At 68.9% G+C, this 15253-nt stretch carries 12 protein-coding genes and 1 pseudogene; 7 read left to right on the forward strand and 6 right to left on the reverse strand.

Translation table 11 applies throughout. The annotated features are described in order from the left end of the window. Together ACPEH1_RS07875 and ACPEH1_RS07880 are read left to right on the forward strand one after the other, a co-directional pair. Positions 1-345: pseudogene (locus tag ACPEH1_RS07875) on the forward strand (succinate--CoA ligase subunit alpha); the annotation flags it as partial. A 177-nt stretch (positions 346-522) separates the two neighbouring features. Next, positions 523-2157, forward strand: a complete 1635-nt coding sequence (locus ACPEH1_RS07880) for an NAD+ synthase (RefSeq protein ID WP_313242674.1) — start codon at positions 523-525, stop codon at positions 2155-2157. A 186-nt stretch (positions 2158-2343) separates the two neighbouring features. On the opposite strand, the gene ACPEH1_RS07885 is transcribed toward ACPEH1_RS07880, so the two are convergent. Then, positions 2344-3228, reverse strand: coding sequence for an outer membrane protein assembly factor BamD (locus ACPEH1_RS07885; protein ID WP_017356167.1), 885 nt, complete (start codon positions 3226-3228; stop codon positions 2344-2346). A 113-nt stretch (positions 3229-3341) separates the two neighbouring features. Between ACPEH1_RS07885 and rluD the strand changes: the two genes are divergently transcribed. The 3 genes from rluD to ACPEH1_RS07900 are packed head-to-tail and all read left to right on the forward strand — an operon-like array spanning position 3342 to position 5490. Next, positions 3342-4331: a 23S rRNA pseudouridine(1911/1915/1917) synthase RluD gene (gene rluD, locus ACPEH1_RS07890; protein ID WP_017356166.1), complete on the forward strand. Its 990-nt coding sequence runs from the start codon at positions 3342-3344 to the stop codon at positions 4329-4331. After that, positions 4331-5107, forward strand: coding sequence for a peptidoglycan editing factor PgeF (gene pgeF / locus ACPEH1_RS07895; RefSeq protein ID WP_136003012.1), 777 nt, complete (start codon positions 4331-4333; stop codon positions 5105-5107). The genes rluD and pgeF overlap by 1 nt, the downstream gene beginning before the upstream one ends. Then, positions 5095-5490, forward strand: coding sequence for a thiol-disulfide oxidoreductase DCC family protein (locus ACPEH1_RS07900; protein WP_313242676.1), 396 nt, complete (start codon positions 5095-5097; stop codon positions 5488-5490). The genes pgeF and ACPEH1_RS07900 overlap by 13 nt, the downstream gene beginning before the upstream one ends. Positions 5491-5506: 16 nt before the next feature. Here the strand turns inward: ACPEH1_RS07900 and ACPEH1_RS07905 are convergent, their stop codons facing one another. The 5 genes from ACPEH1_RS07905 to ACPEH1_RS07925 all read right to left on the reverse strand — a co-directional run bounded on the left by ACPEH1_RS07905 (position 5507) and on the right by ACPEH1_RS07925 (position 13616). After that, a complete protein-coding gene (locus ACPEH1_RS07905) occupies positions 5507-6787 on the reverse strand; it encodes an OmpA family protein (protein ID WP_313242677.1) in 1281 nt (426 codons plus the stop codon). A 330-nt stretch (positions 6788-7117) separates the two neighbouring features. Then, a complete protein-coding gene (gene otsA, locus ACPEH1_RS07910) occupies positions 7118-8485 on the reverse strand; it encodes an alpha,alpha-trehalose-phosphate synthase (UDP-forming) (protein WP_423715592.1) in 1368 nt (455 codons plus the stop codon). After that, positions 8482-10272 (reverse strand): glycoside hydrolase family 15 protein, encoded by a 1791-nt coding sequence (locus tag ACPEH1_RS07915; protein WP_136003016.1) that lies wholly within the window; start codon positions 10270-10272, stop codon positions 8482-8484. Before ACPEH1_RS07915 ends, otsA begins: the two co-directional genes overlap by 4 nt. A gap of 54 nt (positions 10273-10326) precedes the next feature. Further along, the gene (gene otsB / locus ACPEH1_RS07920) at positions 10327-11085 is read right to left on the reverse strand and encodes a trehalose-phosphatase (RefSeq protein ID WP_136003017.1); all 759 of its coding nucleotides are present in this window, start codon (positions 11083-11085) and stop codon (positions 10327-10329) included. Positions 11086-11165: 80 nt separating this feature from the next. Next, positions 11166-13616 (reverse strand): TonB-dependent receptor plug domain-containing protein, encoded by a 2451-nt coding sequence (locus ACPEH1_RS07925; RefSeq protein ID WP_423715593.1) that lies wholly within the window; start codon positions 13614-13616, stop codon positions 11166-11168. A gap of 240 nt (positions 13617-13856) precedes the next feature. On the opposite strand from ACPEH1_RS07925, the gene ACPEH1_RS07930 reads away from it, so the two are divergent. After that, positions 13857-14339, forward strand: a complete 483-nt coding sequence (locus ACPEH1_RS07930) for a DUF3574 domain-containing protein (RefSeq protein ID WP_017356846.1) — start codon at positions 13857-13859, stop codon at positions 14337-14339. Positions 14340-14371: 32 nt separating this feature from the next. Then, positions 14372-15235: an XAC2610-related protein gene (locus ACPEH1_RS07935; protein WP_262071832.1), complete on the forward strand. Its 864-nt coding sequence runs from the start codon at positions 14372-14374 to the stop codon at positions 15233-15235. The last annotated feature ends 18 nt before the right edge of the window (positions 15236-15253 follow it).

The raw sequence follows: 15253 nt of genomic DNA on the forward strand, positions 1-15253 counted from the left end.
ATCGGCATCGGTGGTGACCCGATCAACGGCCTGAACTTCGTCGACTGCCTCAAGCTGTTCAACGAAGACCCGCAGACCGAAGGCATCATCATGGTCGGCGAAATCGGCGGCGACGCCGAGGAAGCCGGTGCCGAGTACATCAAGAACCACGTGAAGAAGCCGGTCGTCGGTTTCATCGCCGGTGCGTCGGCTCCGGCCGGCAAGCGCATGGGCCACGCCGGTGCGATCGCCTCGGGCGGCAAGGGCACTGCGGAAGGCAAGTTCGCCGCGATGGAAGCTGCCGGCGTCGTCACCGTGCGTTCGCCGGGCGACCTGGGTGCCGCGATCGCCAAGCTGGTGAAGTAAGGCCGCCCGCCGCGTACGCGGTGGACATGCCTGAAGCGCCGACCGCTGGTCGGCGGCGTCAAACAGAAAGGCCGCCTCCGGGCGGCCTTTCTGCGTTGGGGCGTGGCACGTGTCCACATGGCTGCCGGCCAGCGGCCGGCACTACAATGGGGCATTGCAACCACCAGGCTGTATCTCATGACGTCGCTTCGCATTGCCCTGGCCCAGTTCGACTTCCCGGTAGGTGCCGTCGCGCAGAACACCGATACCATCATCACGATGATCGGCGAGGCGCGCGACGAGTACGGCGCCGAACTGGTGGTATTCCCGGAACTGGCCATCAGCGGCTATCCGCCGGAGGACCTGCTGCTGCGGCCGCGTTTCCTGTACGACTGCCAGCAGGCGCTGGAGCGCATCGCTGCGGCCACCCAGGGCATCACCGCCGTGGTTGGCTGGCCGCAGGCCGCCGGTGCGGTGGTCTACAACGCGGCCAGCGTGCTGCGCGATGGCCAGGTCCTGCACACCTATCGCAAGCGCGAACTGCCCAACTACGCGGTGTTCGACGAGCGCCGCTACTTCGATGTCGACCCGGACGGCGGCAGCTGCGTGTTCGAGATCAAGGGCGTGCCGGTGGGCCTGCTGATCTGCGAGGACCTGTGGTTCGCCGAGCCGCTGGCCGATACCGTGCGCCAGGGCGCGCAGCTGGTGGTGGTGCCCAACGCCTCGCCGTACGAGCGCGGCAAGCATGCCGAGCGCGATGCCGTGCTGGCCGCACGTACCCGTGAAAGCGGTGCGGCGATCGCCTACCTCAATGTGGTGGGGGGGCAGGATGCGCTGGTGTTCGACGGCGCCTCGGTGGTCGCCGATGGCGATGGCACGGTGCACCCGGCGGCGGCGGCGTTCACCGACCAGTGGCTGGTCGTGGACTACGACGCGCAGACGCGTCGCTTCCTGCCGCGCGAGTGGATCGACGATGGCGACGAGAGCATGGACGCGCTGGCCTGGCGTGCAGTCACCCGGGGCATCCAGGACTACTGCCGCAAGAACGGCTTCAAGAAGGTGTGGCTGGGCCTGTCCGGCGGTATCGATTCGGCGCTGGTGCTGGCGATGGCCGTGGATGCGCTGGGCGCGGCCAACGTCACCGCAGTGCGGCTGCCGTCGCGCTACACCGCCGACATGTCCAACGATCTGGCGGCCGAGCAGTGCCGCGCGCTGGGGGTGAGGCTTGAAGCGGTGTCGATCGAACCGGTGTTCGAGGGCCTGATGCGCGCGCTCGGCCCGATGTTCGAGGGCCAGCCGGCCGATGTCACCGAGGAGAACCTGCAGTCGCGCAGCCGCGGCGTGATCCTGATGGCGCTGTCCAACAAGTTCGGCGGGCTGCTGCTCACCACCGGCAACAAGAGCGAATACGCGGTGGGCTACGCCACCATCTACGGCGACATGTGCGGTGGCTACGCGCCGCTGAAGGACCTGTACAAGACCGAGGTGTTCGGGCTGTCCAAGTGGCGCAACACGGTCGGGGGCGCGCCGGTGATTCCGCCGGCGGTGATTGCCCGGCCGCCGTCCGCCGAACTGCGGGACAACCAGACCGACCAGGACTCGCTGCCCGCCTACGATGTGCTCGATGGCATCCTGTACCGCTACGTCGACCAGGAACAGTCGCGCGAGGAGATCGTGGGGGCCGGCTACGCGCCGGAGGTGGTGGACCGCGTGCTGCGCCTGGTGCGCACAAGCGAGTGGAAGCGCCACCAGGCCGCGCCCGGTCCCAAGGTGTCGCGACGCGCCTTCGGCCGCGAACGCCGCTACCCGATCAGCAACGGCTACAAGGGCTGACACCGGCGACGGCGCCTGGCACAGGCCCCGCGGCCAACCGCGAGGTCACGAACGCCAGGCGCTGGCGAGGGTCCTCGGCGGGAAACACACGCCTTGCGGCCCCAGGCTCAGAGGCGTGTCCCCTCCCTTGGAGAGGAGCCAAAAAAAAGGGCCCGAACCGGGCCCTTTTCTTCGTCACCGCAGGGATTACTTGCGGTTGATCGTGGCGTTGCGCTGACCGGTGCTGGCCGATTTCTCGCCGGCAAACGGGTTCAGCTTGCGCACCATCCACGGGTACTTCGGCCACTTGCCCTGCAGCCACGGGTGGTCGGGCTGGTTCAGCTCGAGCACGCGGCGGGCGTCGTCGGCCAGCGGCTTGTTGTCCAGGTGCGTGTACGCCTCGGCCAGGGTGGCCACGGCGTCGTACTGGAAGGCGCTCTGCGGGTAGGTTTCCAGCAGGTAGTTGGCGCGGCCGGCGGCCGACACCCAGGCCTGGCGGCGCAGGTAGTACAGGGCGTTGTCCAGCTCGTGCTGGGCGAACACGTCGCGCAGCACGATCATGCGCTGGCGGGCGTCGGCGGCATAGCGGCTGTTGGGGTAGCGCTCAGTCACGATGGTGAAGTCGGCGTAGGCCTGGCGCGGGGCGGACAGGTCGCGGCGGCTCGGGTCCAGGGACCACACCCGGCGCAGGAACACCGTGTCGCGGTTGCCGTTGGCCAGGCCGCGGAGGTAGTACAGGTAGGCGATGTTGCGGTGGGTCGGGTAGGTACGGATGAAGCGGTCGATGCTGGACACCGCGTCATCGTGCTTGCCGGCCTTGTACTGGGCGTAGGCCGATTCGATCATCGCCTGCTCGGTGTACGGGCCGTAGGGGTACTGGGCCACCAGACGGCGGAAACTGGCCTCGGCACCGCTCCAGTTGCCCCCCTCCATCAGTTTGTGGCTCTTGTCATAGAGCTGCTCGACCGGCAGCCCTTCATCCGGATTCTTGCCCTTGGTACCGCGATGGCAGCCGGTGGCGACGAAGAGCAGCACCAGCATCAGGGCGGCGAGGCGGACGGGCGCGGACAGCAGAACGGAGCGTCGGATCATGGGGTCAGGGCGGGACGCGGCTGGAATACGAAGGGTCGATGATAGCCTAGTGGCCTGTCCTGCGACTGAAAGTGGTCGCCCGGACCCCAAAATTGTCTCCCCGCGTGGTTCCCATGTCCGATACCCCAGCTGAAAACCCCCGTCAGGCCATCGTGCCCGATACCGCCGCCGGCCGCCGCTTCGATGCGGTGGTTGCCGAACTTTTCCCTGAATACTCCCGCTCGCGCCTGACCGAGTGGATCAAATCCGGCGATCTGCTGCTGGACGGCGAGCCGGCCCGCCCGCGCGACCCGGTGCGCGGCGGCGAGGTCGCCAGCCTGCTTGTCGTGCTCGACACCCAGACCCATGCCGAGCCGGAGGACATCCCGCTGGAGGTCCTGTACGAGGACGAGCACGTGTTCGTCATCAACAAGCCGGTGGGCCTGGTGGTCCACCCCGGTGCGGGCAACCCCACCGGCACGCTGGTCAACGCCCTGCTGTTCCGTGACCCGTCGCTGGCGGTCCTGCCGCGCGCAGGCATCGTGCACCGGCTGGACAAGGACACCAGTGGCGTCATGGTCATCGCGCGCACGCTGGAGGCGCAGACCGCGCTGGTGGCGCAGTTGTCCGCGCGCGAAGTGCATCGCCAGTACCTGGCGGTGGTGGTGGGCGCGCTGGTCTCCGGGGGCACCGCTACCGCCGCCATCGACCGCCATCCGCGCGACCGCGTGCGCATGGCCGTGCGTGAGGACGGCAAGGACGCGATCACCCATTACCGCCTGCGTGAGCGCTTCCGCGCGCACACCGCGCTGGAATGCCGCCTGGAAACCGGCCGCACCCATCAGATCCGCGTGCACATGGCGCACCTGCGCCATCCGATCATCGGCGATCAGCTGTATGGCGGCGCGCTGAAGCTGCCCAAGGGCGCCAGCGATGAGCTGGTCGCCGCGCTGCGCGGCTTCAAGCGCCAGGCACTCCACGCCGAAACGCTGGAGTTCACCCACCCGGTCACCGGCGAGCCGATCCGCAACAGCGCGCCGCCGCCGGCGGACATGCTGGCGCTGCTGCACGCGCTGCGCGAAGACAGCAGGCACTTCGCCGAACTGGAGCGCGGGCGCCGTTGATGGACGCCTCGCTTCCGGTACTGCCGGCCGAGTGGCGCGCGCCGCCGGGCGTGCAGGCGCTGACCACCCTGCGCTACGGCGCAGGCGGATCGGTGGCGCCGTTCGACCAGTTCAACATGGGCAACCGGTACGCCGCCGACGGTGACGACCCGGCGCAGGTGCAGCGCAACCGCGACCTGCTCCAGGCCGGCCTGGTACTGCCCTCGGCCCCGCATTGGCTGCGCCAGGTGCATGGCACCACGGTGCTGCGTTTCGATGCGCCGCCGAGGGCGGCCGGGATCGACGCCGAACCCACTGCCGATGCGGCGGTGACGTCGGCCACAGGCGTGGTCCTGGCCATCCTGACCGCCGATTGCCTGCCGGTGGTGTTCGCCGCGCGCGACGGCAGCGAGATCGGCGCGGCGCATGCCGGCTGGCGCGGCCTGGCCGACGGCATGCTTGAAGCCACGGTGGCCGCCATGCGCACGGTGCCGTCGCAGCTGCAGGCGTGGCTGGGGCCGGCCGCCGGTCCGGCGCACTACGAGGTGGGTGAGGAGGTCAGGGTTGCCTTCCTTGCGCACACGGCCGACGCGGCCACGGCCTTCCAGGCCACCCGCCCGGGTCATTGGCGGGTGGATCTGTACGCGCTGGCCCGTCAGCGTCTGCAGGCAGCCGGGTTGGATGCGGCCGCCATCAGCGGCGGTACCCGGTGCACCATCGCGGCGCCGGAGCACTACTTCTCGCATCGCCGCGATCGTCGCACTGGCCGCATGGCCACGCTGGTATGGCGGGGGTAATCGTCTTCGACGGCGTCTGCGCACTGTGCAGCCGCTGGGTGCGCTTCCTGCTGCGAGTCGACCGGCAGGAGCGCTACCGCTTCGCCGCGATGCAGGGCACGCACGGGCGCGTCCTGCTGCGGCAGCATGGGCTGGACCCGGACGATCCGCTGTCGTTCCTGCTGCTGGAGGACGGCCGCGCCTGGACCGATACCGATGCCATCGTGCGGGTGCTGGTCGGGCTGGGCGGGCCGTGGCGGCTGGCTGTGGTGCTGCGCGCGGTCCCGCGCCGGCTGCGTGATCGCGCCTACCGGGCGCTGGCACGCAACCGCTACCGCTGGTTCGGCCGCCAGGACAGCTGTTTCCTGCCGAGTGCGGAACAGGCACGGCGTTTCCTGGCGTGAGCGCTGCGCCGGCCGCTCAGCGCAGCAGCCGGTAGACCACGCGCCGGTTCTGTGCGCGGCCGGCCTCGCTGCGGTTGTCGGCGATCGGGTCGTCGGCACCGTGCCCCATTGCGTCCAGCATCCCCATCGGCACATCCAGCAGGTGCAGTGCCAGCACCAGCGACTCGGCGCGCTGCTGGCTCAGAGCGCGCCTGGCGGCGGCATCGCCGTGACTGTCGGTATGCACGCCGACCTCCACCCGGGTGCCGGCCGGCAGCTGGCGGAGCGCCGCCGCGGTGGCGTGCAGGGTATCCAGGGAGTCGCCGGTGAGCGCCGTCGCCTCGGGCTGGAACTTCACCACGGTCTGGTTGAGCGCGACCACCACCGCATCGGGCGTGGCGTCGGGCGGCAGCGCGTGCAGGGCGGCGATGCCCGGCGTCCATAGTCCGCGCACGTCGAAGGCACCAAAGTGATCACGCAGTACCCGGGTGACACCCAACCGGTCCTGCACGGTCAGCGCACGGCTGTCCACGCGGATGTGCTCGCCCTCCAGATCGAGCCGCAGGCCGGGGGCGAGCAGGGCGGGCAGGTGGGCGATCAGCCGGTCCTGCCAGCGCGGTGGGCGCGTTCCGCCATCCACCTGCAGTTGGCCGCGTACGTTGTCCTCCCCGTAGCGCTGTACCAGCGCGTTCCATACCCGGCGCTGGTCGGCGGCACGCGGCAGCCGTCCGTCCACCCGCACGTGGTCGCCGTCGACCACCAGTGACAACCGCGCGTCCGCCACCGGCGCCACCCGCGTGGCGGACGTGTCCTGCGGCGGCGCCCGGGTGACCAGGTACAGCCAGCTGGTGGCCAGGATCAGTGACACGCCGATCAGGCAGGCCAGGACGCTGCGCACGGCCACGCCCCGCACGGCCTGGCCCGCCGCGCCGGCGGCATGCGCGTCCAGGCGGCGGGCACGCAGCGCCACCGGCGCGCCGTTGGTGGTGGTCAGCAGATCCACCAGTGGCGGCAGCAACTCGGCGACGATGACGGCGAAGATGCCGGGTGGAAAGCCGGCGCGGCGGGCCAGGCGCGCCAGGTCCTCGCGGCCGATGGCGCGCTCGAGCTGGCTGGCGACGATCGGCTGCTCGTCGCCGCGGCACCAGCTGTGGAACAGCGCGCCCACCCCGGCGCGCTCGAACTGGTCGCCCAGTCCAGCCAACCCGTCTTCGCGGGTGGCGATGTACGCGGTCAACACCGTTACCACGCTGCGCGCGCGGTAGCCCAGATTAAGCCGGGAGGCGGCATCTTCGATCAAGCGGTCAAGCGATGACATGTCTTCAAATCCCCAGTTGAAAAGACCGTGCGCATCACGTCGCACGTGCCTGGCCCACGCCTTGTCGGGGGGCTCTGGGGGCCTGAATGTCGTTAGTCCCTGTCAATGGCGAATGAAAATTCGCAAGCCACTGCCGCAGAAAGTTGCGTTTGCGCAGATCCATTCGCGCCGCCTATCGCTTTTGGCGGCTTGGGACAGCACGGTCTGTCCGGCGGCACGTGTCAAAGACGACACCCGCACGCGCCGTCACCTCACGCGCGCGAAAAGAGACATCTGCAGGGCAGAAGCCGGGCCGAAAGCGACGGCGATGCGCAGCGCCGTCGCCGCGCGTCAGGCGCTTTCCAGCGCCTCCAGGTAGGTCTGCCGCCAGTGATTGATGTCGTAGGTGCGCAGGTGGTCCATCATGGCCTGCCACCGTTCCACGCGTTTGCGCAGCGGCATGGTGGCGGCCGTGGCGATGGCATCGGCCACGCCGTCCAGGTCGTGCGGATTGACCAGCAGCGCGTGCTTCAGCTCATCGGCCGCGCCGGCCAGCAGTGACAGCACCAGCACGCCGGGATTCTCCGGGTCCTGCGAGGCCACGTACTCCTTGGCCACCAGGTTCATGCCGTCGCGCAGCGGGGTGACCAGGCCCACGGCGGCCGCCCGGTAGAAGCCGGTCAGGGTGGCATGGGTGAAGTTCTGGTTGACGTAGCGCAGCGGCGTCCAGTCCGGCGCGGCATGGCCGCCGTTGATGTGTCCGGCGATCTGCTCCAGCTGGCCGCGCAGCTGACGGTACTCGTTGACGTCGCCACGCGACACCGGCGCGATCTGCAGGTAGGTCAGGCTGCCGCGCTGGTCGGGGTGGCGTTCGAGGTAGCGCTCGAAGCCGAGGAAGCGTTCGGGCAGGCCCTTGGAGTAGTCCAGGCGGTCCACGCCAATGGCCAGCTGGCGGTCGCCCAGGCTGTTGCGCAGGGCGCGCACGGCCGGCTTGCTGGCGCCGGCCCCGGCCTGGCGCGCGATGTGGCCGGTATCGATGCCGATCGGGAACGCCGCCGCGCGGAAGCGCCGCCCCCCCGGTGCCTCCAGTTCGCCATCGCCCACCACGCGCCCGCCGCCGAACAGACGTACATAGGACTGGAAACGGTCGGCGTCGCGCTGGGTCTGGAAGCCGACCAGATCGTACGCATACAGGCTGGAGAACAGGCGCAGGTGGTCCGGCATGGCCTGCAGCAGGTCGGCCGAGGGCATCGGCACGTGCAGGAAGAACCCGATGCGGCACCCGATGCCGCGCTCGCGCAGCAGCGAGGCCAGCGGGATCAGATGGTAGTCATGGATCCACACGATGTCGTCGTCGCGCAGCAGCGGCGCGAGCTTCTCGGCGAACAGCGCATTGACCCGGCGGTACGTTTCGCGGGTGGCGCGGTCGTAGTCGACCAGGTCCAGGCGGAAGTGCAGCAGCGGCCACAGCGTGCGGTTGGCGAAGCCGTTGTAGTAACCGTCCACATCGCGCTTGTTGAGATCCATCGTGACGTAGCGGATGTCGCCGTCCAGCTGCTCGTGCAGCGCGCCGCTGGGATCGCGCACCGCCTTGCCGCTCCAGCCGAACCAGACGCCCCCGCGTTCCTTGAGTGCGGCCAGCAGGCCCACGGCCAGGCCGCCAGCGCGGTTTTCGCCCGGGACCGCCACCCGGTTGGACACCACGACCAGCCTGCTCATGACGCCTCCTGCCAGCTGCGCGACAGACGCATCGCGGCGGTCACCAGGCCGACATGCGAGTACGTCTGCGGGAAGTTGCCCCACGCTTCGCCGCTGTCGAAGGCCAGATCCTCGGACAGCAGGCCGAGGTGGTTGCGCCGGGACAGCAGCATCTCGAACATGTCACGCGCTTCGTCCATGCGGCCAATCGCGGCCAGCGCATCGATGTACCAGAAGGTGCAGATGGTGAAGCTGGTTTCCGGCTCGCCGAAGTCGTCCGGCGCCACGTAGCGGTACAGTGCATCACCGTGCTTGAGGTCGCGGCCGATCGCTTCGACGGTGGCCACGAAGCGTGCGTCGTGCGCCTCGATGAACCCGATGTCGGCCAGCAGCAGCAGCGAGGCGTCCAGGCGGTGGCCGCCGTAGGTGTCGGTGAAGTGGCCCAGTTCCTCGCTCCACGCCTCGGCCATGATGCGCGCGTGGATCGTATCGGCGCGGTCGCGCCAGTAGGCCGCGCGGTCATCGAGCTTGAGCCGCACCGCGATCTTGCACAGCCGGTCGCACGCGGCCCAGCACATCGCGCTGGTATAGGTGTGCACCTCGGTGCGCCCACGGAACTCCCACAACCCGGCATCGGGCACATCATGCAGCGCGAAGGCCTGTTCGCCGAGCGGTTCCAGGCGCGCGAAGGTGTGTGCATCGCCCGGGTCCTGCAGGCGGCGGTCGAAGAACAGCTGGGTGGAGGCCAGCACCACGCTGCCGTACACATCGTGCTGGCGCTGCACCCAGGCCAGATTGCCGCGCCGGACCGGGCCCATGCCGCGGTAGCCGGAGAGCGAGGGCACTTCGTCCTCGTCCAGCTTTGCCTCGAAGCCGATGCCGTAAAGCGGCTGCAGGCTGCCATCAGCCGTGGCCAGATTGAAGATGTAGCCCAGGAACTGTTCCATCGTCCGGGTCGCGCCGAGGCGGTTGAGCGCGCGCACCACGAACGCGGCGTCGCGCAGCCAGCAGTAGCGGTAGTCCCAGTTGCGGATGCTGCCCGGCGCCTCCGGAATGGACGTGGTCATTGCCGCGATGATCGCGCCACTGTCCTCGTACTGGCACAGCTTGAGTGTGATCGCGCTGCGGATCACCGCGTCCTGCCACTCCAGCGGAATGGACAGGTAGCGCACCCATTCGCGCCAGTAGTCGCGGGTACGCTGGAAGGCTTCCTGCACATAACCGCTGAGGGAGCGGTCCAGCGACTCGTCCACGCCCAGCACCAGGTGCACCGGGTGGTTGAGCGTGAACGGCAGGCCGTCGCGCACGAAGCGTACCGGTACATCAGTGGTGAGCCGCAGGATGTGGTCGGGCAGGACCCAGCGGATGTGGTTGCTGCCCCAGGTGGCGTCGGGTACGCGTGCACCCCAGTCGGCCAGCGGGCGCGCGCGCACGATAATGCGGGGATTGCCGGCCAGCGGCCGCACCTGGCGGATCAGGCTGACGGGCCGGTAGAAGCGGTCGTTCTGGCGCCAGCGCGGCGCGAAGTCGATGATCTCCAGGGCGCCGCCGTGCTTGTCGTGAAGCACGGTGCGCAGGATGGCGGTGTTGGTCAGGTAGGTCTGTTCGCTGCCGACCAGGTCTTCCAGCTCGATGCCGAAGTCGCCGCCGGTCTGCTGGTTCGGTTCGAGCAGGGCGCAGAAGGTCGGGTCGCCATCGAAGGTGGGCAGGCAGCTCCAGACCACGCGGGCGTGTTTGTCGATCAACGCGCCGAAGCTGCCATTGCCAACAACGCCCAGGTCCAGGGTGGGGACGGTGTCACTACTCATGTCATGAAACTCTCGGGTCAAGCCGGCGCAGGGGGCCGGGGGCAGTGGCGATGCTCAGTACGCGTTCTCGCGCAACCAGGCATGCACGGCACGGATATGCGGCAACGCGAACACCGCCGCGCTGGGCTCGCGTGCCCCCACGAGCACGCTCCAGCCGTGCAGATCGTTGGCGGCGCCGAACCCGTACTCGTCGGTGAGATCGTCGCCGAGGAACACCGGCAACCGGTCGCGGAAGGGCGGGGCGAGCATCAGCCGGCGCAGGGCGCGGCCCTTGTCGCTGCCTTCGGGAACGAATTCGACGACGTGGTCGCCCGGCTGCAGCCGGTAGCCGGTGTGGCCGCGGATGTGCCGCTCGGCAAAGGCACGCACCTCGGGTGCGGCATGCGGTGCACCGCGCCAGTGCAGTGCGAGGCTCTGGCCCTTGTCCTCGACCAGAACACCGGGCTTGCCGTGGGCAAAGCGCATCGCCTGCTGGTGGAGTGCGTGCAGCCATTCGCCGGCATCGGTGCCGGGCACGGTGCTGTCCACCCGGCCATCGCCGTGGCGCAGTTCGTGACCGTGCAGGCCTGCCGCCGGCAGGTGCAGCGGGGCGAACAGCCGGTCGAGTTGATCCAGCGGCCGGCCGCTGATCAGCGCGACCGCACCTTCAAGGCGGTCGCTGATGCGCCCGATGGCCTCGCGGATGTCCGGCAGCAGTTGCACCGCGTCGGGGTCATCGGCGAACTCGATGAGGGTGCCATCCACGTCCAGGAACAGCGCACAGGCATCGTCCAGCAGTGGCGGCGGCGGACGGTGGGGGAAGTCGTTTGCCATGCGGGCCAACATGCCAGCGTGGATGTGATCGCCAGGTAATGGCAATCACATCCACACGGTGGTGCCGGCCGGCAGCGCCGTCAGAACGTATATCGCACGCGCCCGTAGAAGTACGCGCCGTTGCTGCCGATCGGCGACAGCACGTCATACGGCAGGTTGCCGAAGTAATGGATGTCGTCATTGGAGGGATCGGAGTAGTTGTCGGTCAGGTTCTGCCCGCCCACCGCCACGCTCCACTGCGGCGTGATCCTGAACTCCACTTCGGCATCCAGCTGCCACTCGGCACCGTAGGTCTGGCGTGGAAGGTAGCCATCACCGAAGTTGAACACGCGGGTGACGCTGCCATAACGGTTGACCCGGCTGCTCAGCGACCAGCGGTCGTTGGCCCAGCTCGCGGCCAGTGACGCGCGGGTGCGCGGGGTGGCGTCGGTCAGCGTGTTGGTCTCTTCCACGCCGAACAGCACGTAGTCCGGATCCAGCGCGCGCAGGCTGGCGGGGGTGGCCAGGACGTTCTTCAGCGTGGTCCTGGTATAGGCGTAGGTCCCGGTCAGCACCAGCTCGCCCGTGCCGAGCGACTGTCGCCAGTTGCTCACCAGTTCCGCGCCGCGGGTACGGGTGTCGGCAGCATTGACGAAGAAGCTGGCGCTCTGCAGGCCGGCCACGCCGAACTGCTGCTGCACGTAGTCGGTCAGCGCATCGCCGGTGATGCTCTCGGACAGCGCGATGCGGTCGTCGATATCGATCTGGAAGAAATCCAGCGAGACGTCGAAGTGATCGCCGATGCGGCTGGTGAAGCCCAGGCTGGTGTTGAGCGACTTCTCCGGCTTCAGGTCGCGGGCGCCCAGTCCGCGCGCGATGGGGTTGTTCACCGAGAGCACCCGGCCCTGCACCAGCTGGCCGGCGGCGTTGTAGCCGGTAGAGGTGGATTCATAGCCGATCTGCGCCAACGAAGGCGCGCGGAAGTTGTTGGAGACTGCGCCACGCAGCGCGAACGCCGGGGTGAATTCGTAGCGCAGGCCGAGCTTGCCGGTGAGCTCGCCGCCGTAATCATCGCTGTGTTCGTAGCGTGCGGCCAGATCGCTGGAGAAGTGCTCGCCGACCTGGCTGGACAGGCTGGCGTAGGCGCTGACCACATCGCGCGACAACGTGGTGGCATCCTGCGGGGTCAGGCCACCGCCGGCCTGCGAGCCGGTCGGGCGGTCGGTGTACGGGCCGGCCGCATAGCTGCTCGGGTCGCCAGGCCGGGTCTGGTAGTGGTCGTGGCGTGCTTCCAGGCCAAGGCCCAGGCTGTGGGTGATGCTGTCACCCTGCTCGAACACCCGCCCCAGGTCGAGATTGGCCACGGTCAGTTCGTTGCGGTAATCGCCGGTCTTGAAGCGGGTGGGGCTGGTCGGGCCGAGCGAGGCGTTGAGCGAGTTGCGCAGGCGGTAGGTGAAGCTGTTGCTGCCGTAGTCCATGCTGGCATCGTAGTTCCACTCGCCCCACTGGCCGCGTGCGCCGGCCACGGCCTGCACGTCGCGGTTCTCGCCTTCGGAAACCGGGCGGTAGCCATTGGGATACACCTGCGCCCAGTTGGCGTCGCTGTCCGGATAGCGGAAGTAGTTGGCGCCTTCGCTGTCGCGCTGGTTGAACGTGCTGAAGAAGTAGAGCTTGGACGTCTGCCCGAACGGCAGTTCAGTGTTGATCCAGGCGTTGAGGTCCTTGGTGTGGCCGTCGCCCAGCACGTAGTTGCGCTTGCCCTGCAGCGCCAGGTTGGTGGCGTTCTGGTCCCACGGCGGGATCTGGTCGAAGCCGGCGCGGTTGGTGCCCTCGTGGTTCTTCAGCTCCAGGCCCACGCGCAGGAAACCGCCGTCGTCGCCCAGCGCGGTGCCGACCTTGGCGCTGAGGTAGCTGGTCTGGCCATCGGTGAGGGTGCGGTCGACCGGCTTGAGGTCGGTGTGATTGGCACCGAAGCTGGCTTCGATCGCGCCGCCGTCGGCCCCGTCGTCGAGGATCACATTGATCACGCCCGCCACCGCGTCCGAGCCATACAGGGCGCCGGCACCGTCGCGCAGCACTTCGATGCGTTTGATCGCGCTGACCGGGATGGCATTGAAGTCCACCGGCGTGGTGCCCTTGCCGATCTTGCTGTCGGTGTTGACCAGCGCGCTGCTGTGGCGGCGCTTGCCGTTGACCAGTACCAGCACCTGATCCGGGGACAGGCCGCGCAGCTGGGCGGCGCGGATATGGTCGGCGCCCCCGGAGTTGGACTGGCGCGGGAAGTTGAACGAGGGCAGCAGCGCCTGCAGGGCGCTGCCCAGTTCACCGTTGACCACACCGGCCTTGCGGATGTCCTCGGCGGTGAGCACGTCCACCGGCGAGGTGGACTCCAGCACGGTACGGTCCACGGCACGCGTGCCGGTGACGATCACCGTGTCCAGGGTGGTGGCGGAGCCGGGCGCGTCCTGCGCGGTTGCGTCCTGGGCAAGCAGGGGGGAGGAGAGGACGAGCGCGATGGCAAGGCCAAGGCGCGACGCGGACGGACGGGACATGCGGACTCCGGCAGGACGACGAGGGGGAGGAGAAGCGGGAAGGACGCGGGTGCTGCCGGTTGATGGGCGGCACTACCAATCCATCCGGATGAAGCGATATATTATCTTGGCGTGATGAGCCCGTGTGATGCAAGTCCCATCACATGCGGGCATCAGCTGATTGCCGACGGTGATCTGCGCGGGAGACGGATGTCCTGCACGCTTCTTCCCCTGCACGCCCTGTTTTCTGGAGTTTTCGCAATGACGTCCCATGCCTTTCTGCTCGCTCTGGTCCTGGCGGCCACCGGCTGTGCCACCGCCGCTCCTGCGGCCCAGCCGGCTGCGCCTCCGCCGGCCACCGCCACCCTGCAGGGCGACGCCGCGCGTCCCGATGCCGCAGCCGGGTGGGTGCGCAGCGAGCTGTACTTCGGCGTGGGCGAGGAAAGCGGCGCCTCCGAGCGCAGACAGACCGATGCGATCAGCGAGGCGCAGTGGCGCGACTTCCTGGACACCCAGGTCACCCCCCGCTTCCCGGATGGCCTGACCGTGTTCGATGCCTACGGCCAGTGGCTGTTCCGTGGCGCAGCCGAGCCCAACCGCCTGCGCACCAAAGTGCTGGTGGTCCTGCACGAGAACACCCCGCAGCGCCGTGCCGACATCGAGGCGATCCGTCTGGCATGGAAGCAGGCCACCGGTCACCAGTCGGTGCTGTGGGCGCAGCAGGCGGTTGACGTATCGTTCTGACCTTGGGCGCCACCGTGGCGCGGCGGGGAACGATGATGAATCACTGGGACGGATGGCCGCTGGCACTGCTGCTGGCGTTGGCAGCACCGGGTGCGCACGCGCAGGCGGCGGGCCAGGACACGCTGCGCGCCGAGGTCGCCGCTGGCGTGTGGCTGCAGGCGGAGGTAGAGGAGGGCGGCGATATCACGGTCGCGCTCGCGCCGTCGGGTACGCGGCAACGGCTGCCGGGTGCGCCCGACGTGGATGGGCAGTCGCGCCTGTCGGCCGAGGACGTCGATTTCGACGGATGGCCGGAGCTGGTCGCGCGGGCCTCGGTGGGCATGGTCAACGAAGCGGTGGCGGTGTATCGCTACGATCCGCGGCAAAAGGCGATGCAGGCGCTGGCGCCAACGCCCCACGACGATGCGCAGTGCGGCGGCCTGATGGGGCTGACCGTGGACGCGCCCAACCGTACGTTGAGCAGCAGTTGCCGCAGCGGCGCGGTGTGGTACGTGGATCTGTACCGCTACGACGGCCCGCGTCTGCATCTGTACCGTGCGCTGCGCTTCATCCACGGCAGCGATGCGTTCGAGCAGGTGCTGTTCGTCAGGCAGACCGCAGACACCGGCCCGTTCGCGGTGTGGAGCACCTACGATGCGCAGGGCGCTGTCGTGGAGACGGCGATTGCCGACGGCCTGGTGACGCCGGCATCCACCGGTCGCCTGTCGCCGTTCAGCGGCACGGTGGTGCCGGCGCGGCTGCCGCTGCATGCCCGGCCGGGCGAGGGACGCACCTCGCGCTATCTGCTCCGCGACGATCGGGTGGAACTGCTGGACGAACGCGATGGCTGGGTAAAGGTGCGTTACCACAACCCGACCCGGGGCGATGTGCTGGGATGGGTGAACGCGATGCCGTGAGTGCGCGCACGCCCACAC

The organism is Stenotrophomonas sp. NPDC077421 (assembly GCF_049545505.1).
Classification (GTDB): domain Bacteria; phylum Pseudomonadota; class Gammaproteobacteria; order Xanthomonadales; family Xanthomonadaceae; genus Stenotrophomonas; species Stenotrophomonas nematodicola.